The organism is Streptomyces sp. NBC_00224 (assembly GCF_041435195.1).
Taxonomy (GTDB): Bacteria; Actinomycetota; Actinomycetes; order Streptomycetales; family Streptomycetaceae; genus Streptomyces.
Map to the genome: position 1 here is coordinate 8,461,875 of NZ_CP108106.1, position 22,069 is coordinate 8,483,943.

Here is a 22,069-nt window from a genome sequence, read left to right on the forward strand (position 1 = left end):
GTCAGGTCACCTCCCGGTTGCGGGCTCGGCGTGGGATACCCCGTCGGGCGACTGCGGGCGGCGCCAGGGGAGTGGCCTCGGCAGGTGCCGCGAGCAGCGAGGCGGCCAGGGCCAGATGCAGCAGATACGGCGAGGCGTCGCCAAGACCGGCCTCGGTGTACGACGAGATCGCGACGTAGCTGATCAGGAAGATCGCGCAGGCCCTCTGCAGCGACGGCGGGCGCAGCAGCGCGACGCCGCCAAGGACGATGATGATCGCCGCCACGAGGACGACGCCGATCAGACCCTGCTCGTTGTAGACGGCCAGCCAGCTGTTGTCGATCGGCAGGCCGCCGAACGACTTGTCGCCCAGGCCCACGCCGAACACCTTCTCCGGGACGGAACGGGGCTCTGCCAGCAGGGCGTCCCAGACCTTGGCCCGGCCGGTGAGGTTGGAGAAGCTCTCCTTGTCCTGTCCGCGCATGAACCACGTCTGCAGCGCGGAGGCGAACACCACGCCGGCCACCGTGGCGCACAGCACCGACCAGGTGAAGAACCGGCGGGCGGCGGCGCTGGTCAGGATGAGCGAGCTGATCGCCAATACCAACCCGATGAGCAGGCCGATCGTGGCCGTCCGGGTATGGGTCATCGCGAGCAGGACGAACGTCGGCACGATGATCACCGCCGCGCTCGCCCCGGTGGTCCGGCGGCCCAGCAGGAGCAGCACGGTGAGCCCGATGATCACTGCGGAGTACTGTCCGATCTGCGGCGGGGTGAGCGGCCACAGCGCGCCGACCAGCCGACCGCCGTAGTACTCGGGCATGGCGGTGCCCGGTGAGATGACCAGGCCCGCGGCCACCGACCCGAGCACCGCGAAGTACATCCGGATGTGGTAGCGGACGAACGTCAGGCTCCCGTCCCACCAGCGGCTGAGCAGCCACAGCGTGCCGACGAAGAGAGTCAGCCGGAAGCAGCGGAACAGCGCACCGAGTCCGACCTCCAGATGCATGCTGGAGATCACGCTCGGCACCAGCAGCAGGGTGAGCAGGAACACAAAGGCGCTGGGTCGGATGCGCAGCCGGAGATTGAGCGCGAGCGCCAGCGCGAACGCGGCGACCAGCGCGCCCATGGTGGCCATCTGGATCAGGGAGCGGGGCAGCGTGACGATGGTCTTCCCGGCGGAGCCGAGCGTGTTGAGGCCCAGCAGCGCCCAGACGATCCATACCGCCTTCGGCGTGCCGGCGGAGGGCGGTTCGGTACCGGTCCGCGTGCCCGTCGTGTCCGGTCCGCCCGGCAGCCCGCCGCGTATGGATGCCCCGCCCATCTCAACCACCGGCCTGTGAGCCGAAGGTGCTGCCGGAGTCCTGCCGGTACGGCGGGCCCTGCCACTGCACGGAGTCGAGTTTGCGGTCCGCGTCGTCGACGACGAAGGTCCACGGTCCGCGGTAGACGTTATCGTGCCAGCGGTTCTGCTGTTTGAGGATGAGCGCGTCGGCCACCCGCTTGCCCTTGTACGGCGACCAATCCGGATAGGTGCCGTAGTTGGACAGCACCGCCATGAGGCCGCACGCCACCGTGCACTTGACGACGGACGTGTCCAGGACGAAGCGGTTGCCGTGGATGTCCACCCGCTGGGTCTTCCAGCGGCAGTCGGCGTAGAGCGGTGCGGTGGCGATCGACGGCTGGGCGCAGCGGCGGGTGTCCTTCACCAGCAAGGTGCAGTAGCCGGTCGAGGTGTTGGCCGGGCTGTTGCAGAACCGGTTGGCGTTCTCCCACAGGGTGATCCCGGACCAGTTGTTCTCCAGCACGTTCCGGTAGATCTCGATCTTGTCCGTGCGGGCCGGGACCCGTGGTTCGCCGCCCGCCTCCGACACGTAGACGGTCGCGTACGGGAAGGTGTCGCCGTCGGCGGCGTGCTTGCGGCCCTCGACCCAGTTGTTCCGCCGGATCGTGTTGTTCCGGATGACCGCGTTATAGCTGGTCTCGTACATCAGCGCGGCACCGTCGTTGGCCTCCAGCACGTTGTCCTCGATGCGGAAGTCGTTGTTGTTGTTGTCCGCCCACAACCCGGCTCCGCGGTTGTCGTGCACCCAGTTGCCACGGATGTCGGCGCCGTTGACGGCCCAGAACTTGATGCCGCCGGTGCAGCCGCAGCCCGGCTGCTGCTTCTCCCAGTCGTCGGTGTTGTTGCCCACGATCTCGCTGCCCTCGACGACCAGGCCTTTGATGGAGTCGCCGGTCTTGTACGCGTTCATTCCGTACTGTCCGTTGCCGCGCAGGCAGCTGGCGCGGACCTGCTGGCGAGCACCGCCCATCAGCCCGGCGCCGGAGTTGTACTGGATCGTGGTGTGCTCGATCTTCCACCCGTCGGCCATGTCGTGGTTGACCACGCCCTCGTCGTGCGGCGCGACGAAACCCTGCACGGTCAGATAGCGGATGGTGACATTGGGGTCGGTACCGCTGAACGCGTAGTTGTTGGTCTTCCGGCCGTCGAACACCGCGCCCGGCGCGCCGAGGTAGGTGTTCCCCTCCTTGGCCATGACCTGGGCGTAGCGCTCCGGTTGAAGCCTGTGCGTGCCCGGTCGAAGCCAGAAGGTGGTGCCCGGGGGGCTGCTCTTGGTCTTCGCGGCCAGGTCACCGACCACCGCGGGGTCGACCGGCACCGCGCCCGCCGGCGCCTGCGACGGCCCGGCCGCGGGGTTGTCGCACACCCGGGCCACGGTCGTGGCGGACGCCCCGGACGCGGCGGGCGTACCGGTCGGCTTCGCCGGGGCGTCCGAGGTGCTCGTACAGCCCGCCGCCAGCAGGACGAGCACCAGCGGTGCCGTCGGAATCGCCCAGTGCCCCCTCTTGATCACCACGCGTCCCCCTAGCCGCGGAACCTGAGCACGGTGGTGAACCCCTGCGCGCCGTCGGCGAAGCCGGTGCCGACCAGCGTGGTGGTGGGTTCCTTGCGCCCGAAGCCCACGGAGTACCAGCCCAGCGGAGGGTTGGTCTCGCCGCGGTGTGCCCGCCAGGTCAGCTGCCCGGGCAGGTCGAGTTCCGCGGAGCGGTCCTCGCCGTCCCGCGTCCAGGTGAGCACGGCCCGGTTCTCCACCAGGTCCGCGGCGATCGCCGGGCCGAGGTGAAACGCCAGGCGCACGGCCCGGCGCGGGCCGCGCACTTCGTCGACGACCGTCAACTCCTGCTCTGCGGACTTCAGTTCCACCCGGCGGCGGTGCACGGACGGCTGGTAACCGTCGTGCTCGGCACACCACCGGGCCACACCCGCGTCGGAGGTGTCCGCGACCAGGACGCGGCTGCGGGCCTGGCGGGTCCACAGGAACGGGCCACCGGAGACGGACTGGTCGCCGCCGTCCAATTGCAGGGTGTTGTGGCCGAGGGTGGAGCGGAAGTACTGCCGCCACTCGGGCTGCCCGTGGTAGCAGAACGTCCCCGGGTCGGCGAGCACGTCGACCCCGTCGTGGCGGACCTCCACGGACAGTGCGTCCGCGTGGGCATGCGCGGCGATGGACAGGAAGCCGTGCGGACCACCGTCGCAGCGGCACCAGATCTCCGCCGGACCGCGCAGAATGGTCATGCCCGCGTCGGCGAAGTGGTCCGGTCGGTCTGCCGGGCGTGTGGTTCCGCTTTTCGCGTACGGCCGGATGAGCGCGGCAAGGAGCGGGGTGCGCACATCGGTGCCGGTCACCGTCGGCCACCAGGCGAGTCGGCCGAAGACGGCGTCCCCGGTGGCAAGGAGCGAGGCCCAGCGGTCGGTGCCCGCGCCGTCCAGGACCAGACCGTGGCCGTCGTCCGCGTCCCCCTGGCGCGGCGGCCGCAACCGGTTGTCCACGATGGCCGCGAGCGCGTCGGTCATCCGCAGCAGCACCAGCCGGACGGACGCGGGGACCGGCACGCCGGCCGCGTCCGCCTCGGCCACCGCGGCCAGGCCGAGCTCCAGCACCAGCCCGTGGTACTCGGTGGCCAGCTCGCGGTTGAGGCCGGAGGCGAAGGTGTTGCCACGAAGGTGTCGCTCCAGCGACCGCAGCGCGCCGAATCGCCAACGCGCCGAGGAGGGGAACCACCCGAACGCGCAGGCCGCCGCGAACTGCCCGGCGGCCTCGGCGATGACGTGGTTGTTCGCCGAAGACCCCCGGCTGGGGAAGGCGGCCAGCCAGCGCTGGTGGTGCCAGATCTGGTTCCGCGCCACCGGGTTGTCCTCGAACAGCCCGGCCGCGCCCGGCCAGCCGTCGAGCAGCCGGCGGATCCACACCCAGGACAGCAGCCGGATGCCCAGCTCGATGCCGCTGACCCAGTGCACGCCGCGCAGCGGCGGGTTGGCCGCCCACCACGAGCGCAGGTGCTCGGCCACGCGCTCGGCGTACCGCTCGTCCCCGGTGAGCGCGTAGGCGGCGGCGAGCACGGTGAGGTACTGATGCCGGGACAGCTCCCAGATCTGCTTGACGTCCCCGGCCGCGTCCTCGTCGCGGTACGGCACGTCGAAGGCATACCCGGACGGAGCCCGGCGCCCGGTCTTCGGGTCGTACCACCAGTCCGGGGCGGCCAGGTCGTCGCGGGCCACCCCGAAGTACTCGGCGTGCCCTTCCATCAGCCGGTCCGCCTCGGCGATGAGGCGTTTGGCGGCGTCCGGCGGCACTGCGGCGATCGCCTGGGCGGGCAGTACGGCGGTGAACCGGGCGCCGGTCACGCTCGGGCAGTTCGGCCGCGCCGACCGCCACCGCCGCCTGCGCACCGCGTCGCCCACCCGGCCGCCGACCTCGCGCGGTCCCATCCGGGACAGCCGCCGCAGGTACCAGCCCGCGCTCATGCTCATCGAGCCCTCGCCAACGTCACCGGCGCGCCGGTGACCAGACCGGCCTGCACGGCCAGGGTGGCCGCGGTGGTGGCGACCAGCGACTCCAGCGGCACCGGCATCGGCCCGCCCGTCCGTACGGCCTTGATGAACGAGGCCAGTTCGGCGTTCTGGCCCTTGTCGCGGGCCTTGGGCAGCCGCGAACTGACCCACCGCTTGCTGCCGTACACCGAAGCACGGACGAAGTCGTCGAGCCGCAGCACCTTGCCGTCCGCGACGAGGTCCAGCGTCTCCTTGGGGAAGCCGGGCGCGCCGGTGGTGACGTAGCTGATGGTGGCGGTGGACCCGTCCGGGTAGCGCAGCACAGCCTGAATGTCACCGCTGCCCTCGTTGCCGGACGAGGCGACCGCGTACACCGATACCGGGTCGGCATCCAGCAGCCAGCCGGCCGTGTCGATGAAGTGTCCGCCCTCGCCGGCGAACCGCGAGCCCTCGGTGCCCTGTTGGAGGTACCAGCTGCCGTGCTGCAGCCGGCCCGCGTTGACCAGGTAGCGCAGGCTCGCCGGACCGCTCCGGGCGCCGAACCGGTTCCTGGCCTCTTGCAGCAGCGGTGCGAACCGGCGGTTGAAGCCCACCTGCAGCCGGTCGTTGCCGGACTCCTCCACCGCCGCGATCACGTCGGCCAGCTCGTCCTCGGTGAGGGCCAGCGGCTTCTCCACGAACACCGTCTTGCCGGCCAGCAGTGCCCTTCGGGTCAGTTCGGCGTGCGAGCTGTGCCGGGTGACGACGAACACCGCGTCGATGGACTTGTCGCCGAGCACGGCGTCGAGATCGGTGGTCGCCTCGGCGAAGCCGAACTTCCGCTTGGCGTTGGCCGCGGACAGCGCCGTCGTGGTGACGACCGTGGACAACTCGACGCCGTCGCGCCCGGTGAGGTGCGGCAGCAGCATCGACGTCGCGTAGTTGCCCGCGCCGACGAACGCCAGCCGCACAGGCCCCTTGGTGGAGCGGGCCGGGGTGGACACTCCGCCGCTTGCTCGCGTCACCGCGGGCACGGCCACCACCGGGGCCTCCGCTTCCGCTGTGTGTTCATCGGGGCCGGGGTACCGGAACAGCACGGCCACGGCCTTCAGGTCGCCGTCCTTGAGGCGCTGGTACGTCTCGACGGCGTCATCGAAGTCGGCTACGTGGGAGACCAAGGGCTCCACGTCGACGCGGCGGCGGGCGAGGAGATCGAGGAAGCACGCCAGGTTGCGGCGCTCGGTCCAGCGCACGTAACCGATCGGGTAGTCCCGCCCCTCCAGCTCGTACTCCGGGTCGTAGCGCCCGGGGCCGTAACTGCGGGAGAACCGGACGTCGAGCTCCTTCTCGTAGTACGCGTTCCACGGCAGGTCCAGGCGGCACTTGCCGATGTCGACGACCCGGCCGCGGTCCCGGCAGAGCCGGGCGGCCAGCTCGACGGGCTGGTTGGTGCCGCCGCCGGCGGCCAGGTACACCTGGTCCACGCCGTGACCGCCGGTGAGGTCGGCGACGGAAGCTTCCACGGCCGCGGACGCGGGATCGCCGCAGGCCGCGGCCCCCACGCGCTCGGCGAGCTCGCAGCGCACGGGGTCGGGGTCGACCCCGACGACGCGGACCCCCGAGGCGACAAGGAGCTGCACCACCAGCTGCCCGATCAGCCCGAGGCCGATGACCAGCGCCACGTCGCCGAGTTGTGGCTCGCCGCGGCGGACGCCCTGCATCGCGATCGACCCGACGGTGCCGAAGGCCGCGTGCCGCGGCGCGAGGCCGTCCGGCACCCGGGCGTAGAGGTTCTTCGGCACCCAGTTCAGCTCGGCGTGCAACGCGTGCTCATTGCCGGCGCAGGCCACGAGGTCGCCGACCTTCACATCGTCGATCCCGGCGCCGACCTGCTCGACCACCCCGCACAGCGAGTAGCCCAGCGGCGTGTAGGAGTCCAGCTTGCCCATCACCTTGCGGTAGGTGGCGGGCACCCCGCTGGTGGCGACGCTCTGCATGACCTTGGCCACCTGGTCCGGACGGGAGCGCGCCTTGCCCAGCATCGACATGCCGGCCTCGGACACCTTCATGAGCTCGGTCCCGGTGGATATCAGCGAGTAGGCGGTGCGGACCAGCACACCTCCCGGCTTGCACCCCGGCACCGGCACGTCGAGCACCGCCAACTCGCCACTCTTGTAGTTCTGAACAACCTGCTTCACTCGAACTCCTCTGAATTCCTAAGCCGTTAACCGAGTGCTCTGACCGGACCCAGAGGTCGCGTCGCGATACCAGTACTCAAGGGTCAGCACATGCCACAGATGCTTGGAGAAGTCCCGCTGCCCGGCGGCGTCCTCGGCGACCATCCGTGCCAGCGCGTCGCGGCGCAGGAACCCGGAGTTGACGAGCACGCCGTCGTTCACGACCTCGCGCACCAGCGGTGCCAGGTCCCGGCTCATCCAGGCGCGCAGCGGGGCGCTGAACAGGCCCTTGGGCCGGTACACGATCTCCCGGGGCAGGACCGAGGTGGCTGCCTCCTTGAGGACGGCCTTGCCCTGCCGTCCGACGATCTTGCGATCGCCGGGCACGGCGAACGCCGCCTTGACCACCTCGACGTCCACGTACGGCACCCGCACCTCGGTCGACGCGGCCATGCTGGAACGGTCCGTGTACGCGAGGTTCAGGCCCGGCAGGAACATCCGGGCGTCGCCCAGGCACATGCGGTTGACGAAGTCGTCGAGGTCGTTGTCCTGGTAGATGTCCGCGTGCTCGGTCAGCACGTCGTCGACCGTCCCGGCCAGGTCCGGGTTGACCAGGGCGAGCAGCTCGTCCTGGTCGTACATGGTGTAGCTGCGCCGGAACGCGGTCTCCTCCGGCAGGTCGGCGAAGGAGAGGAACCGCTTCGCGAAGCGCACCGACCGGTACCCGCGGCGGGAGGTGGCGACCGGCAGCCGGTCCACGGCCCTGGACAGGCCGCGCCGCAGGGGTCGCGGGATGCGCTGGTAGCGCAGCGCGAGCAGGTTGGCCAGGTGCTTGCGGTAACCGGCGAACAACTCGTCGGCGCCCATCCCCGAGAGCATCACCTTGACCCCGGCCTCCCGGGCCGCCTCGCAGATCAGGAACGTGTTGATCGCGGCGGGGTCGCCGATCGGCTCGTCGAGGTGGTACGTCATCTGCGGCAGCAGGTCGAGCACGTTCGGAGCGATCTCGATCTCGTGCAGGTCGACGCCGAACCGCTCGGCCACCTGCCGGGCATAGCGCAGGTCGTCCGGCATCGCCTCGAACTTGGCGTCCTCGGCGCGGAACCCGATCGTGTAGGCGGAGATCCCGGGTTGGTCGCGGGCCGCCAGCGCGGTCAGGTAGCTGGAGTCGAGACCGCCGGAGAGGAAGGTCGCCACGGGTACGTCGGAGAGCATGTGGCGCCGTGTCGACTCCTCGACGATGGCGGCCAGGTCCGGCTGCTCGCCGCTCCGGGCCCGATCCCGGCCCTCGGCCGCAATGTCGCGGAGGTTCCAGTACCGGCCGCGGTCCACCCGGCCGTCGGGCCGGACCCGGAGCCAGCTCCCCGGCGGCAGCTTCTCCGCCTCGCGGAACGCGCAGCGCGAGTCCGGCACCCAGTAGTACAGCAGCGAGGCCACCAGCGCCGCATGGTCCACCTGCAGCGACCCGCCGGTCACGGCGGCGAGCGCCTTGAGCTCGGAGGCGAACACCAGGCCCGCACCGCGCCGGAGCAGGAACAGCGGCTTGATGCCGAGCTGGTCGCGGGCGAGCACCAGGTCACCGGTGCGCTCGTCGAAGACCGCGAACGCGAACATGCCGCGCAGCCGGGGCAGGCAGTCGGTGCCCCAGCGCCGCCAGGCCTCAAGGAGCACCTCGGTGTCGGAGGTCCCGCGGAAGCGCACCCCGGCGGCTGCCAGCTCGGCACGCAGTTCGGGCGCGTTGTACAGCTCGCCGTTGTACGTCAGGGCGAGACCGTCCGAGACCATCGGCTGGGCGCCGGTCTCGGACAGGTCGATGATGGCCAGTCGGCGGTGCCCGAGGTGGACTTCGCCGTCACCGGCGGGATGGCTGTACCGGCCCGCCCCGTCCGGTCCGCGGTGGGCGAGGGTATCGGTGAGCCGGTCGGCCACGACCTTCCCGTCCGGCCACTGGTAAGTGCCTGCTATGCCACACATGTTCTAGTGCGCCTCCTGCCCGCTGTCCGGGACCCGTGTGGCCCACATCTGCAGTCGCTCCGTCCACCGTTGGCCTTCCCCCACTGCCTGAACGGCGTGGGAGGTACCCCCACCGTTCTGCCGGGACAGCCGCTCGTTGTGGCCGCGCAGCGCGGTGTGCAGCCCGTCCCACAGCGTGCCGTCGGTGCGGTCACGCGGATCGGGGTCGATCAGCACCACACCGATCACCGGAATGTTCAGGTCCGCGAGCTGCCGCGCCACGGTGTGCAGCCAGGCGGCGCTGCCGTGCCCGGCACGCACGATGAGCACGGTCTGGGTACCGAGGTACTGGAGGTCGGTCCACGCCGTGCCGGGCGCGACCGAGCCGACGCCGAACCGGCGCTGCGCGGGCGACACGTCCGCGGCGTCCTTGCCGCTGACCACGGTCGGGCCTCCTGGCTTGTGGCCGTGATTGGCCAGCTGCGGGCCGGGCAGACCGTCGATGATCATCACGGGCCCGTCCGGTGCCAGTGCCTCGGCGAGGTCCAGGGCGATCACGCTCGTGCTGCGCGCACAGCCCAGTTCCAGCAGCGACACCGGTTCCGCGGAGCCGCGCACGGTACGGGCCAGGCTCGTGGTGAGCCGTTCGCGCGCCGCCCGGGTCCGTCTGCGCTGCCACGGGCGGGCCGGTCGCAGGGCCGTGCGGCGCAGCTCAGCGATGACCGAGGCGCCCAGGTTCGCCGCGATGTCCCGGCGCAGCACGGGGCGGTCCGCGACCACGGCGGTGACCGCGGAGATCGCCAGCCCGAGGACGAGCCCGAGGACGAGTCCGATCGCGGCGTTGGTGGCGGCGGCCTTGGGCACGGAGTGCGGCACCGCGCGCGGGGCGTCCACGATCTGCGTCCCGGAGATGACCTTGGGCTTCCCGGTGCGTGCCTCCGCGGCGCGCTGGTCGAAGTCGGAGATGCGCGAGGTGAGTTCGGCCCGGCGGGCGAAGAGCGACTCGTTGTTCGCCGACGCCTTCGGGTCGCTTGTCGGGGGTCGGTTCCCGATCGACTTGTTGACCTGGGCGAGCTCGTCCTTCATACGGTCGCGCTGGTCGAGCAGGGCCTTGGCCTCGGCCTTCGCGGTCTCCTGCATCCGTTGCACGTGGTCCGCGATGAAGGCGTCGGCCAGCGCCTTGGCACGGGCCACCGCCTCTGTGTCGCTGGCGCCTGTCACCTGGATCTGCATCAGGTTGTTGGTCAGGCCGGTACCCCGGTAGTCCGCTATGAAGTCTTCCGGCTTCTCATGGGACTTGAGGGACTGCAGGGCCTTGGCGGCGATCCGCGTGGTCCCCAGCAGTTGGACGTCGGTGCGGATCAGTGTTCCGGAGTCGTTCGGCTGGTCCTCCTGATGCGCGATCAGCACCTTGGTCACCGCGGTCGGGGGCGGCACCGTCACGACCGACATCGCCGCGCCGATCAGCAGCCCGAGCAGCGCCAGGGTGGACCAGAGGCGACGGCGCCTGCGCACCGCCACCACCAGCGGCTGCAGGTCGATGAGCGGAGCGGCGGCCGACGGCTCCGAAGTCTTGCTGGTCGTCACGCAGAACCCCCCGAAGAATGGCCGTGCACCGCGGGCTCCGGAGCGGCGTCGTCCGGAGCATGAGCGGCGGTGCGCGTCGTACGGGCCCGGACGGTGACGGCGACGACGGCGCCGACTATCTCGTGTCCCGCGTCCGCACACGCCTCGGCGATGCCGGCGAGCTCCTCCGCGGTCCAGCTGCCCGCGCTGAGCACGACCAGGGCACCGGACTCGGTGTCGCGGTCCGGCACCAGGGGCTGCGACACCGCGACTCCCACCACCCGCAGCTTGGGGTATCCCCTGCTCGGAGAGCTTGGGGAAGGACCGTTCTCGGCCTCGGCGACGAGCTGCTCGGCGGCCAGACGGGCGGTTCCGTCGCCGTTCGGCACGACGACCAGCAGTGGCCGGGGGGCCGGCAGCTGGTCCCGGAGGCGGGCGCACACCCGCCGGTAGCGGGTCCGTCTGCTGTCCTCGTCGCCGGACATCTGCGGCATCGGTACGTCCCACCGGGTGTCGAGGCCGAGGAGCCGGCGGACCAGGGCCCGCGGGCTGCGCTCTTCCGGCCGGTGCGCGGGCCGTTCATCCGGTACGTCGACGGTGCCGAGGAGTGTTGCGCCCAGGGCCGCGGTGATCTCCGGTTCGGTGCGCAGCCGGCGATTCATCCGTGCCGCGGTGAGGTGGCCGATGACGGCCAGCAGGAAGGACAGCAGGGCCCCGCCGACGACGAGCTGCGTCCTCGTCGGCGGTGCCTCGCTGGTCGGCCGGGGCGCCGGCCCCATGACGACCATGCCGGCCTTGCTGGCCGTCGGGTTGGCCTCGTCCAGCTTCTTCATGGCGTCCTGCAACGCGGTGCGCATCTTCTCCAGTTCGGTGCGGGCCTGCACGCTCTCCACGGTCTTGCCCGGATCGGCCGCATTGGCCAGGTCGGTGATACGGCGGCTGGCCTCCGCGACCTTCTGCCGCAGTGCCTCGGAGTTGGTGGCCGCGTCGGTGTCCGTGCTGTTGCCCGAGATCCGCGCGGCGAAAGTGACGAATTCCTTGGCCATCTGGTCGGAGAGCCGCTGTGCGCGCTCCGGGCTGTCGGCCGTGCCCGAGATGTTGATGATGTTTCCGTCGGCGGCCTTGGCGCTCACCCGGTTCCGCAGGTCGCTGCCCTTGACGCCCTTCCAGCCGAGTGCGGCGGCCGTGCGGTCGACCACCGCCGAACTCGTCGCGATCTGTGCCTGGGTGAGCAGCTCGCGCTCCTCCCACTGCCCCGGCAGCAGGACCGGTGCCGACGCCGTGTAGCGCGGCGGATTGAGCATGGAGGTGCCGTAGCCGAGGAGCGCGCCCACCAAGGTGAGGATGGTGAGGAGCCGCCAGCGCCGACGGAGAATCCGCCCGATCGTGATCAGGCGTATCGTGTCATCGCTCAATGGTGCGGCCTCCTACCTGTGCGCAGGCAGCGGCGTAGGCGGCGAGCAGCGATTGCTGGGAGTTCTGCCAGGAGAGCTGCCCGCTGATCCGCTCCTGGCCGATCTTGCCCATCCGGGCCCGCTTCTCCGGATCGTCGAGGAGCAGCGCGATGAGCTCGGCGAATTCGGCCTCGTCGTTGGCGGGCGCGTAGACGGCGGCGTCACCGGCGGAGACGCGCGCCTCCTTCAGGTCGAACGAGACGATCGGTCGACCCATCGCCATGTACTCCAGGACCTTGTTCATGGTCGACACATCGTTGAGCGGATTGCGCGGGTCGGGGGAGAGGCACACGTCCGCGGTGGAGAGGTAGCGCACCAGGTCGGCGTCCGGAATACGGCCGGTGAACTGCACCTGCTCGGAGAGCCCGAGCCGGCGGGACAGCTCCACCATCGCGTCGAAGGCGTCGCCGGAGCCGACGAACACCGCATGCCAGTCTGTCCGCCCGAGCTCGTCGCGCAGCTTCGCCAGGGCCCGCAAGGCGTAGTCGACGCCGTCCTGAGGGCCCATGACGCCGAGGTAACACAGCAGATGAGGCTTGCCGCGCTTCAACTCCGGCTCGGGCGGTACCGGTTGGAACCGGTCGACCTGGGGCGCGCTGCGCACCACGAAGACGTCTTCCGGCCGTCGGCCGCCACGACGTATCGCGACGTCCCGGTAGCTCTCGTTCGTGGCGAGCACGACGTCCGCGGCCCGGTAGGTCCGCCGTTCCAGCGCGCACACGGCGCGGTAGAGCAGATCTTCGCCGCGGTCGAACCGGGAGAGGTACAGCTCGGGTACCAGGTCGTGCTGGTCGAAGACGAACCGCGCCCCGCGCCGCTTCAGCCACCGTGCCGCCAGGAACAGCAAATCGGGCGGGTTGCAGGCGTGGACCACGTCGACCGGGCCGACCTTGCGGGCCAGCCGGGCCGTATGCCACAACGCCGATCCGTACTCCCGCAGGTAGCCGGCCGGCCCTCCGGTGGCCGCGCGCAACGGGTAGCGGTGGATCCGCACCCCGTCGATCTCCACCTCCGGCTCCGTGTCCCGCGTCGTCCCCCGGGGACAGATGACGTGCACCGTCCAGCCCGCGTCGCGCAGCGTCGTGCACTCCTGCCACACCCGCCGGTCGAACGGCACCGACAGGTTCTCCACCAGGATCAGCGCACGCCGGCCAGGCCGGTCGCCGCCGGGTATGTCTTCGAAGGATGTGTCACCAAGCAAGGCCCACGTACCCAGGTTCGGCCCGGCGCGTCTCGGCGTCGGGAAGGTGGATGAGGTCGACTATCACCGGGCCGTCGCCATGGGGCAGCGCCGACAGGACGGCCGGATCCCTGGTCCCGACCAGACACACCTCGGCGTGTTCGAGCACCTCGTCGACGGAGTCCGCGAGCAGCTGCGCGAGGTGCGGCAGCCGGCTCTCGATGTACTCGCGGTTCGCGCCGATCAGCCGGGAGAGGCTCACGTTGGCGTCGTAGATCCGTAGGTCGTACCCCTTGCCGAAGAGCCTCTCCGCCAGCTCGACGAGCGGGCTCTCGCGGAGGTCGTCGGTGCCGGGTTTGAAGGACAGCCCGAACAGGCCCACCCGGCGTCTGCCGGTGCGCTCGACCAGGTCCACCGCGCGTTGCAGATGGTCGGAGTTGGAGGGCAGCACGTGGGCGAGGATGGGCACCGAGACGTCGGCCCGCTGCGCCGCGTGGACCAGGCTGCGCAGGTCCTTGGGCAGGCATGAGCCGCCGAAGGCGAAGCCGGGCCGCAGATAGGCGGGACTGATGTTCAGCTTGCGGTCGGCCAGGAACACGTCGATCACCTGGTGCGAGTCCACCCCGAGCGCCTGGCACACCGCGCCGAGCTCGTTCGCGAAGCCGATCTTGAGGCCGTGGAACGCGTTGTCCGCGTATTTGATCGCCTCGGCCGTCGGGACCGGCACCCGGAACACCTCGCCGGGCAGGCCGTCGTACAGCGCCATCACCGCGTCGCCGCTTGCCGGGTCGAGCTCGCCGATGACGGTCTTGGGCGGGTCGAAGAAGTCCCGCACGCTCGTGCCCTCGCGCAGGAACTCCGGGTTGACCGCAACCCCCACGTCAACCCAGTCCACCCCGGCCGTGCCGCCGACGGACTTCTCCAGGATCGGTACCAGCAGGTTCAGACAGGTGCCCGGGAGCATGGTGCTGCGGAACACGACGGTGTGCCGCCCACTGCGCTTGTGAGGATCCGTCAGCGCGGCGCCGATCTGCTCGGTGACCCGCTCCAAGTACGTGGTGCACAGGCTGCCGTTGGGCTCCGACGGCGTGCCCACGCAGACCAGCGACACCTCGCTGCCCATGATCGCCTCGCGGACGTCGGCGGTGGCGCGCAACGCTCCGCTGCGTACGACCTCGGCGGTGAGCTCGCCGATCCGCTCCTCGACCACCGGGGCCTTGCCGTCGTTGACCAGGTCGACCTTCACCTGGTTCACGTCCACCCCGATGACCTCGTGCCCCATGCTTGCCAGGCACGCGGCCGACACGCAGCCCACGTAGCCGAGCCCGAAAACGCTGACCCTCATGACCCGTTCCTCCCCCTGGGCAGGCCCAACCGGCCTGCGGTCCGCGCGTCGGCCGGACGACGACCGCCGCGCATCAGTAGGCCCCCTGCCCATAGAGCACCGCACGCAGCGTCTTCCACAAGATCACTGCGTCCAGGGCGAGCGACCAGTCCTCCACGTACCGCAGGTCGAGGCGGACCGCCTCCTCCCACGGCAGGTCGCTGCGTCCGCTGATCTGCCACAGGCCGGTGAGCCCGGGCTTGACCAGCAGCCGCCGCCGGATGTCCGGGCCGTACGCGGCGGACTCCTCCGGCAGCGGAGGCCGCGGACCGACGAGCGACATCGATCCGGTGAGTACGTTGAAAAGCTGCGGCAGCTCGTCGAGCGAGTACCGGCGCAGCACTGCGCCCACCCGGGTCACCCGCGGATCCCGGCGGAGCTTGAACAGCAGGCCGGCGCCCTCGTTGTGGTCGGCCAGCTCGGCACGTGCCTCGTCAGCCCTGGCGACCATGGTGCGGAACTTGAGAATGGTGAACTCGCGGCTGTCCTTGCCGACCCTGCGCTGGCGGTAGAACGCCCCACCCCGGCTGTCCACCAGCACGATCAGCCCGACGAGCACCATCAGCGGCGCGAACAGCATCAGCAGGATCACCGCGCCCATCCGGTCGACGACCTCCTTGACCGCCCGGCGGCCCCCGGTGAAGGTCGGCATGCTGACCCGCAGCAGCGGGATCCCGAGCACCGCGTCGACGTGCAGCCGTGGGCCGGCCACCTCCATCAGCACGGGGGCCACGACCATCTCGGCGTCGCTGCCTTCGAGGTTCCACGCCAGCCGCTGCAGCCGGTCCGGTGACCAGTGCGGGTCCGGTGTGACCGCGACGACACGGTAGCCGTCGCGGCGGACGTGATTGGCGACGTCCGCCAGTCGGCCGACGACCGGCACTCCGTCCAGTTGGTCACCGTCGGGCCCGAGACCGTCCGTCGTGCACACCGCGTCCACCCGCCAGCCGAGGTGCGGGAACTTGCGGGTCCGGGCGATCAGGTCGCACACGGTGCCCGGGCTCCCGGCGGCGAGCACCGGTCGCAGGCACCGCCCTTCCTTGCGCTGTTTGTGCAGCCAGAGGCGCAGCAGATACCGCGCGGTCATGGTGACGAGAGCGATCGCGGGTATCGCGACGAAGATCCAGAGCTTGATGTTGCGCGAGGTGAGGGCGATTCCGCCGAGTGCCAGTACGACGGCCGCCGTGAACAGTGAGCGTCCGAGCCGGCGGAATTCCTCGGCGCCCTGGCCGAGCACGGCCGGAGCCCACGCCCGGCTCACCGTAAGCGTTCCCAGCACCAGCAGTTCGGTGCCGAATGTGAGGATGCCCCATTTCTCGTGCCAGTTGGCCGCGTCCCGGGCCCCGAAGAAGCTGCCGATCGCCATTACCACGAAGGCGGTGGCCAGGGTATCGCTGGTGATTACGGCACGGCGGTACCGCTGCTCCCAGTCGATCTCGGGCCGGCTGATTTCCCCGCTCGCCAGACGTCTTCGCGCCGACGGAAACGAGCTGACTACTTCCCCCTGTCGCACAGGACCCCCCAGGTCGCCAGTGGTTCGACGTGTTCGTCTAACACTGTTCCTCCCCCTCAGGAGGCAGCCCCCGCCTCCCGCGCATCATCCCGGCTATTTCAAGTGCTACGCGAAACAACCCACCCTGGCGGCAGCGGACCCCCAGGTCCTGCCGAATTCTCGGGGTGCACGGGACCCGTCGAAACCTCGGGTGCTCCCCGCACCCAAAGCCCCTGTCGGGATCCGAGAATTGATCCCCCTACGTCTGGTGCCGGGGACATGGCTGCTCGCTGTCCCTAGCGCCGGACCTAAAGATCATTATTGGTCGCCTCGTACCCTGAGCAGCTGACGCACGGACTCTAGACCATCGCAGCCGTTGTGTAGAGAGGATGTGTGTAATTTGTGCTCGCCGTTGAGACTGGATCAACCGATCGGTGATCACCGAAAGGTGACTTGAGGCCATCGCGCGCTCCAGCGGGCCTTCTGCGGTGCCCAGCTCGACAAGGACTTCCCGCTGTTCGCGCACTATGGCGTACCGCTGGGGGGTGCCCGAAGTGGGTGGGGTGATTGACTTGATCGTGTCGGTGTTCGGCGACGTGTCCAAAAACGCGCGCAACCACCGCAAGACCCGGGTGCGTGCCGGCATGACTTCCCGGCACGGCCAGCGGTGTTCTCCTACTTCATGCTGTAAGCGCGGGCCTGCTGTTGATGTTCGCGGGCTGATCATCGGGGGGCCTCCGCGCGTACGAAAACACCGCTGGCGTTCTGCTGCTGGACCAGGCCGCCGAGCGGTGCGGGAACCGGTTGGAGAAGGTGTCTCCGAGCTCCTGGCCGCCCTCCGGGCTCGGCAGACCCGGCCATCGCGACCGCCACGCGTTGCGCGAAAAAATGGCGTGGCTGGCCGGGGAGTTGACTGAGGCCGAGGCCGACGAGACGGGCTGGCTACTGTCCGGAAGGCCATCGAGAGTGTCATCCCGGCCAGCACCGACACCGAGTCGGCCACGGCCTACCAGCGCATTCTGGCCTTCTTCAACAACCACACCGAACCAGCCGTGCGCGTCCCCGGGACCTGCACGAACGCTTCGGCACGCCCGCCGATGACCCGGCGATGCATGTCACCCGCAGCCGCCTCGGACGTCTCGTTCGCCAAAGCCCCACCCGGACGTGGCCTCTGTCGGCAGCGGATATGACGCCCTCTCATAAGCCTCCAGCAGCTGTTGCCCGAACCTTGATTCCACCGGTGGGCGCTCTCCCGCTACCCGTCGGCTTGGCGCCGTGCCGTCACCAGGTAGGCGGTGCCCAACCAGGGGCGGGCTCCTCTGCTCACGGTCCGTTCGGGATGGTCACGCCACTTCCGGCTCCAGCGGCGGGCCAGCCGGTCCAGCGGTGGGACCAGGGGGGTCACGTCGTAGTGGACCGCGTCCTGCGGTGTCAGTCCGGTCTCGCGCATCATCCGGCGGAGGCGGGTCAGTCGGATCGCTCGGATACCGGACACGTCCGCGGCGTGCCGCGGTACGCCGAGCAGTCGTTCGACGCGGCCGAGCACGCGCAGCAACGGCCAGTAGACGCACCATTCGACCAGGCGGTACGGGCTGAGCGGGTTGAGCATCGTCACCGCGACCAGCCCGCCCGGCCGCACCACGCGTGCGATCTCGCGTAGCCCGTCACCGGCGTCGGCGTACTCCAGGACGCCCATCGCGACGACGACATCGAAGTGTTTGTCGGGAAAGGGCATCTTCTCGACACGCGCCACGGTTAACTCGACGTTGCTGGAACCTTTCGAACGACCGGTGGCGGCATCAATCATTGCCGGGGACTGGTCGCATCCGGTGATCTGGAATTTCTCGGGGCGGGTGTCGAGAAGGTGTCGCACCAGCATGCCGGGCCCGCAACCCACGTCCAGTAGACGACCACGCGGGCCGGCATGAAGCGCCTCGTCGATCACGTGCAGTCGGGAACAGTAGTACCGTGCCGCCGGCCGCCATCCCTCGTATGACGCGGCATAACTTGTCGCGTCGTCAGAGGTCAGATACTGCGCGGCTACGGCGGCGTCGCGTGCCGGACTTCCGGTACCGCGATTCGCCCATGCAATCCTGGAAGACGCCATTGTTGTTCCCCTTCATCCTCGGGTATTGCGCTGAATCCAGTGATCGGACGCTCCGATAGGCGAAAGGTGCCGCTGACCTGCGCCGCTGACCTGCAAGGATGTGGGTGCTGAGTTCGCATCCGGTGCGAGAAGTCGAGGCACCTTTCCGGGGGGTGAGCGTACAGGGCGAGACCGTCGCTGGTGGTGAGAAGGCGTTATGTGAGCCTTCGGTCGGGCTTACTCAGGAGGGGCTTTATCGGGTCTTGACTTGATGAACAGCGGGGCTTGGGTATCGGCGAGGATGCCGCGGCTGATGAGGCGTTTGAGCTCGGCCCTGGAGCCTTCCGTGCGGCGATTCTCGGTGCCGGTTGCCGTCGAAGGTGTCCGCCGCAACCCGGACGACCAAGGAAATGACTTCGTCCCGCAGCCCGAGCGGTAGGTGGTCAAGCAGGTCAACGGCACATTGGTGCTTCATCGACGCCTGGCCCGCGAATACGAAACCGGCCCGAAAATGCCGCCTTGCGCGTCTACTGGGCCTCCACCGCGAACATGACCCCGCCTCAGCACACCCATATTGGCCTGGCGCGACACCCCCAAGCGACTGGGTGAATATCGCCGAAATCCTCGACGACCTCCAGGCCCAGCAGGACGAGACCACTGCTGGTGTGGGCCAGGAGTCGGCTGCCCCGCTTGTGGTCGCCATCCCCACTTAGTGCTGCACCTTGCACTGATGGGTGGGCAGGTGTCATGGGCGCGTGGGCAGTTGAGACAGGAGGGTACGCACCGTGGCGGTGAACTGGTCTGGAGCGTCGCAATGCACGACGTGCCCGGCTGGAAGGAACACTCCAGGTAGGGCGACATCGAGCCGAGAGCCGAGGCCAATGCCTGGCGGGACGGTACCTGGCGAGGCAGCCGCGTGGCCAACGACCAGTCGGCGTTTACCACGGCGCCGACGTCCTCGACGATCAGCGCTGTGACCTGGCCCGCGTGCCGGGCGGCGTATTGATAGGCGTTCACACCGCCCAAGGAGTGGCCGAGAACCAGCACCGGGCCGAGCCCGAGATGCCGGTGGAAAGCCGCGATGTCAGCGACGTAATCGGCCCGTTGATAGCTTTGGGCACGTTCGGACTCACCATGCCCACGCTGGTCCAGAGCAATCACTCGCCACTGAGGCGCCAGCGCCTCAGCCAGCGGGGCGAACACCGACGCCTAGGCTGAAGCGCGGCCCGATGAGCCATGCACCGCAGTGAAGAGATCAGCGCCCGGCCACGACTTCCTTCCGAAACTGTTGTAGCCGCCCGTTACCTGCACCGATTGCGCGCTACGGGCAGCCTTTGGGGCAATTCCTCATCCGTCCCACGGCCCGTGGTGGTCGATCAGCCTGACCTTGGCGCGTGGGCTACGGTCGCGCCGGTCGCGCCGAGGACCCGGCCGTGGAAGGCGCCAGTGCCTCGGTGGCCCGTTCCAGCGCCGCGTCCTCCTCGCTGCTGGCCCGAAGCTGAGGCTGGGCGGCGGGACGGCCCTTGGGCAGGAAGACGGCGAACACCAGCCCACCGGCCACCGCGGCCGTCGCGATCAGGAAGGAGACGCGGAAGCCGTGCATGGTCGGGAGCGCGACGGAACCGAAGTCCTGCGACGTGTTGGCGAGGACCATGCCGATGACGGCGCTCGACACCGATGTACCGATCGAGCGCATCAGGGTGTTGAGGCCGTTGGCCGCGCCCGTCTCGGACGGGTCGACCGCACCGACGATGAGCGCGGGGAGCGAGGAGTAGGCGAGGCCGATGCCCGCGCCGACGACGACCGAGGTGACGATGGTCTGCCAGGCCGCGCTCATCAGGCCGAGCCCCGTCCCGTATCCGACCGCGATGATCAGCATGCCGAGGATGAGGGTGGTCTTCGGGCCGTACTTGGCCGAGAGGCGGGCGTAGACCGGAGCGGTCAGCATCATCGTCAGGCCGAGCGGCGCCACGCACAGACCGGCTACGACCATCGACTGGCCGAGGCCGTACCCGGTGGCCGAGGGCAGCTGGAGCAGTTGCGGGAGCACGAGCGAGATGGCGTAGAAGGCGACGCCGACCATCATGGAGGCGAGGTTGGTGAGCAGCACCTCGCGCCGGGCGGTGGTGCGCAGGTTCACCAGCGGCGCCTTGACGCGCAGCTCCATCACGCCCCACAGGACGAGGACCAGGACCGCCGAGCCGAGCAGGCCGAGCGTGGTGGTCGATCCCCAACCCCAGTCGCTGCCCTTGGTGATGGGGAGCAGCAGCAAAATCAGCCCTGCGGAGAGGCCGAGGGCGCCGAACACGTCGAAGGTGCCCTCCGCCCTGACCTTGCTCTCCGGTACGAAGAGGAGGGTGAGCAGGATGGCCACTACGCCGAGGCCTGCGGAGCCGAAGAACAGGGCGTGCCAGTTCGTGTGTTGGGCGACCAGGGCCGCGAGCGGCAGCGCGAGTCCGCCGCCGACGCCTATGGAGGAGCTCATCAGGGCCATCGCCGAGCCGAGCTTCTCACGGGGCAACTCGTCGCGCATCAGGCCGATGCCGAGCGGGATGGCGCCCATGGCGAAGCCCTGAAGGGCCCGGCCGACGATCATCACGAGGAGTTCGCTGGTGAAGCCGGCGATCAGCGAGCCGACCACCATGATGGCGAGGCTGGCCAGGAGCATGCGGCGCTTGCCGTACAGGTCGCCGAGCCGGCCCATGATCGGGGTGGCCACGGCGCCGGCGAGCAGCGTCGAGGTCATGACCCAGGTGGCGTTGGAGGGTGAGGTGTTGAGCAGCTCCGGCAGGTCCTTGATGACCGGCACGAGCAGCGTCTGCATCACCGCGACCGTGATACCGGCGAAGGCGAGTACGGGGACGACACCGCGTATGCCGCGCGGTGCGGCCTGCTGGTCGGTCGTCGGCTGGGGCATTACGGGGCCTCCGGAGGTGGGACGAGGTCGGCGGCAGCTGGGCTGGGTACGTGTGACTCAAACCCGTTTCCCCAGGCGACTATTCCAGTGGACTCCGGTGAATTCCGTACGAGTGTGAATCTTGACCTGGATGGGAAACGCTTGACCTTTTCATTGCCCTGCTCGCGCTGGGTCATGTCTCGCAGCGCTGCGCCTGGCCCGCACAGGGGGAGGGGGCTGCTATCGGCCTTGGAGGCGGAGGGAGACGAGGATCAAGTCGCCGAGTTCGTCCGGGGCTTGGGGGCGCTGGCCGACAGCGATTTCGGCGAGGGTGCTGAGCTGTCCGGGGTAGACCATGACGGGCAGGTCGCGGCGTGTGAGGCAGCAGAAGACGGCGAACTCTTCGAGGAAGTAGGCGCTGGACGTGTCGATGCGCTGCTGGCGTTCGGCGGCACTGACCGTGGGGGAGTGTTTGGCGTGGTAGGCGCGCCCGAAGGCCTCCACCGACGCGCGGAAGGCGTCGTCTTTGGTGAACAGGGTGCGCAGTTCGTAGTGGAACTCCGCGTACTCCTCGGTCTCCTGGACCTGGCTGCAGGTGACGATGGTGAAGTCGGTCGCCGCACGGTAGGCGTCCAGGACCGGCTGTTGGGCGTGGACAAACTGCCGGCCTAAGTCGAGGGCGCGCTCAACAGCCTGGTCGGGGTTCATGCCGCGGGTCGAGGCCAAGGTGAGGCGGTGGATGCTGTCGCCGATCAGCACGGTGCAGCGGCTGAAGCGGCGGGAGACCCACGTGAGCATGCTGTCGAACTTGGCAGGGGTGAAGTTGCTGTTGTCCAGGCTGACGCCGAGGAAGCACGCCTCGTGGCCTTCGAAGGTATTCCGGTGGGCTGCGGGGGAGACCGAGTGGATCGCGGCCTTGTAGTGAGTCCGGCGTCTGCCTTCCGGGCGTATGGAGGAGTGGGCAGGGGCAAGGGGAACAGTCTGGTTGTTCACGGTGGTTTTCCGCCTGAAGAGGGTCGTTTGGTACGGGTAGTTGATCTGTTTGATGACGTCTGGTCCGGAAACGTTCCCTACGGCGTCGCTCGT

At 69.6% G+C, this 22,069-nt stretch carries 12 protein-coding genes and 2 pseudogenes; all 14 read right to left on the bottom strand.

The genetic code is table 11. The features are described 5' to 3' along the window. Position 1 precedes the first annotated feature (1 nt). The 14 genes and pseudogenes from OG965_RS37860 to OG965_RS37925 all read right to left on the bottom strand — a co-directional run bounded on the left by OG965_RS37860 (position 2) and on the right by OG965_RS37925 (position 21,976). Positions 2-1,303 (bottom strand): O-antigen ligase family protein, encoded by a 1,302-nt coding sequence (locus tag OG965_RS37860; protein ID WP_371656615.1) that lies wholly within the window; start codon positions 1,301-1,303, stop codon positions 2-4. Between the two features lies 1 nt (position 1,304). Further along, positions 1,305-2,840, bottom strand: coding sequence for a right-handed parallel beta-helix repeat-containing protein (locus OG965_RS37865; protein ID WP_371656616.1), 1,536 nt, complete (start codon positions 2,838-2,840; stop codon positions 1,305-1,307). Between the two features lie 8 nt (positions 2,841-2,848). Beyond that, complete coding sequence (locus tag OG965_RS37870; RefSeq protein WP_371656617.1) at positions 2,849-4,795, bottom strand: alginate lyase family protein; 1,947 nt, start codon at positions 4,793-4,795, stop codon at positions 2,849-2,851. After that, positions 4,792-6,993, bottom strand: coding sequence for a bi-domain-containing oxidoreductase (locus OG965_RS37875; protein WP_371656618.1), 2,202 nt, complete (start codon positions 6,991-6,993; stop codon positions 4,792-4,794). The genes OG965_RS37870 and OG965_RS37875 overlap by 4 nt, the downstream gene beginning before the upstream one ends. 18 nt (positions 6,994-7,011) lie before the next feature. Further along, entirely contained in the window at positions 7,012-8,946 is a 1,935-nt protein-coding gene (asnB, locus tag OG965_RS37880) for an asparagine synthase (glutamine-hydrolyzing) (protein WP_371656619.1), read from the bottom strand. A gap of 3 nt (positions 8,947-8,949) precedes the next feature. Further along, on the bottom strand, positions 8,950-10,512 hold the full coding sequence (locus OG965_RS37885; protein ID WP_371656620.1) for a Wzz/FepE/Etk N-terminal domain-containing protein: 1,563 nt from the start codon (positions 10,510-10,512) through the stop codon (positions 8,950-8,952). Continuing rightward, on the bottom strand, positions 10,509-11,906 hold the full coding sequence (locus OG965_RS37890) for a Wzz/FepE/Etk N-terminal domain-containing protein (protein ID WP_371656621.1): 1,398 nt from the start codon (positions 11,904-11,906) through the stop codon (positions 10,509-10,511). The genes OG965_RS37885 and OG965_RS37890 overlap by 4 nt, the downstream gene beginning before the upstream one ends. Further along, positions 11,896-13,146 carry a glycosyltransferase family 4 protein gene (locus tag OG965_RS37895; RefSeq protein WP_371656622.1) on the bottom strand — a complete coding sequence of 417 codons (1,251 nt, stop codon included), beginning with the start codon at positions 13,144-13,146 and terminating at the stop codon, positions 11,896-11,898. The genes OG965_RS37890 and OG965_RS37895 overlap by 11 nt, the downstream gene beginning before the upstream one ends. Next, positions 13,136-14,470, bottom strand: coding sequence for a nucleotide sugar dehydrogenase (locus OG965_RS37900; RefSeq protein ID WP_371656623.1), 1,335 nt, complete (start codon positions 14,468-14,470; stop codon positions 13,136-13,138). The genes OG965_RS37895 and OG965_RS37900 overlap by 11 nt, the downstream gene beginning before the upstream one ends. A gap of 73 nt (positions 14,471-14,543) precedes the next feature. Beyond that, positions 14,544-16,022: a sugar transferase gene (locus tag OG965_RS37905; protein ID WP_371656624.1), complete on the bottom strand. Its 1,479-nt coding sequence runs from the start codon at positions 16,020-16,022 to the stop codon at positions 14,544-14,546. Positions 16,023-17,256: 1,234 nt separating this feature from the next. Then, complete coding sequence (locus tag OG965_RS37910) at positions 17,257-18,108, bottom strand: class I SAM-dependent methyltransferase (protein ID WP_371656625.1); 852 nt, start codon at positions 18,106-18,108, stop codon at positions 17,257-17,259. Positions 18,109-18,993: 885 nt separating this feature from the next. Further along, positions 18,994-19,290, bottom strand: a pseudogene (locus tag OG965_RS37915) (alpha/beta fold hydrolase); the annotation flags it as partial. 144 nt (positions 19,291-19,434) lie between these two features. Continuing rightward, positions 19,435-21,004, bottom strand: a pseudogene (locus tag OG965_RS37920) (MFS transporter). Between the two features lie 219 nt (positions 21,005-21,223). Then, a complete protein-coding gene (locus OG965_RS37925; protein WP_371656626.1) occupies positions 21,224-21,976 on the bottom strand; it encodes a tRNA-dependent cyclodipeptide synthase in 753 nt (250 codons plus the stop codon). Between the last annotated feature and the right edge of the window lie 93 nt (positions 21,977-22,069).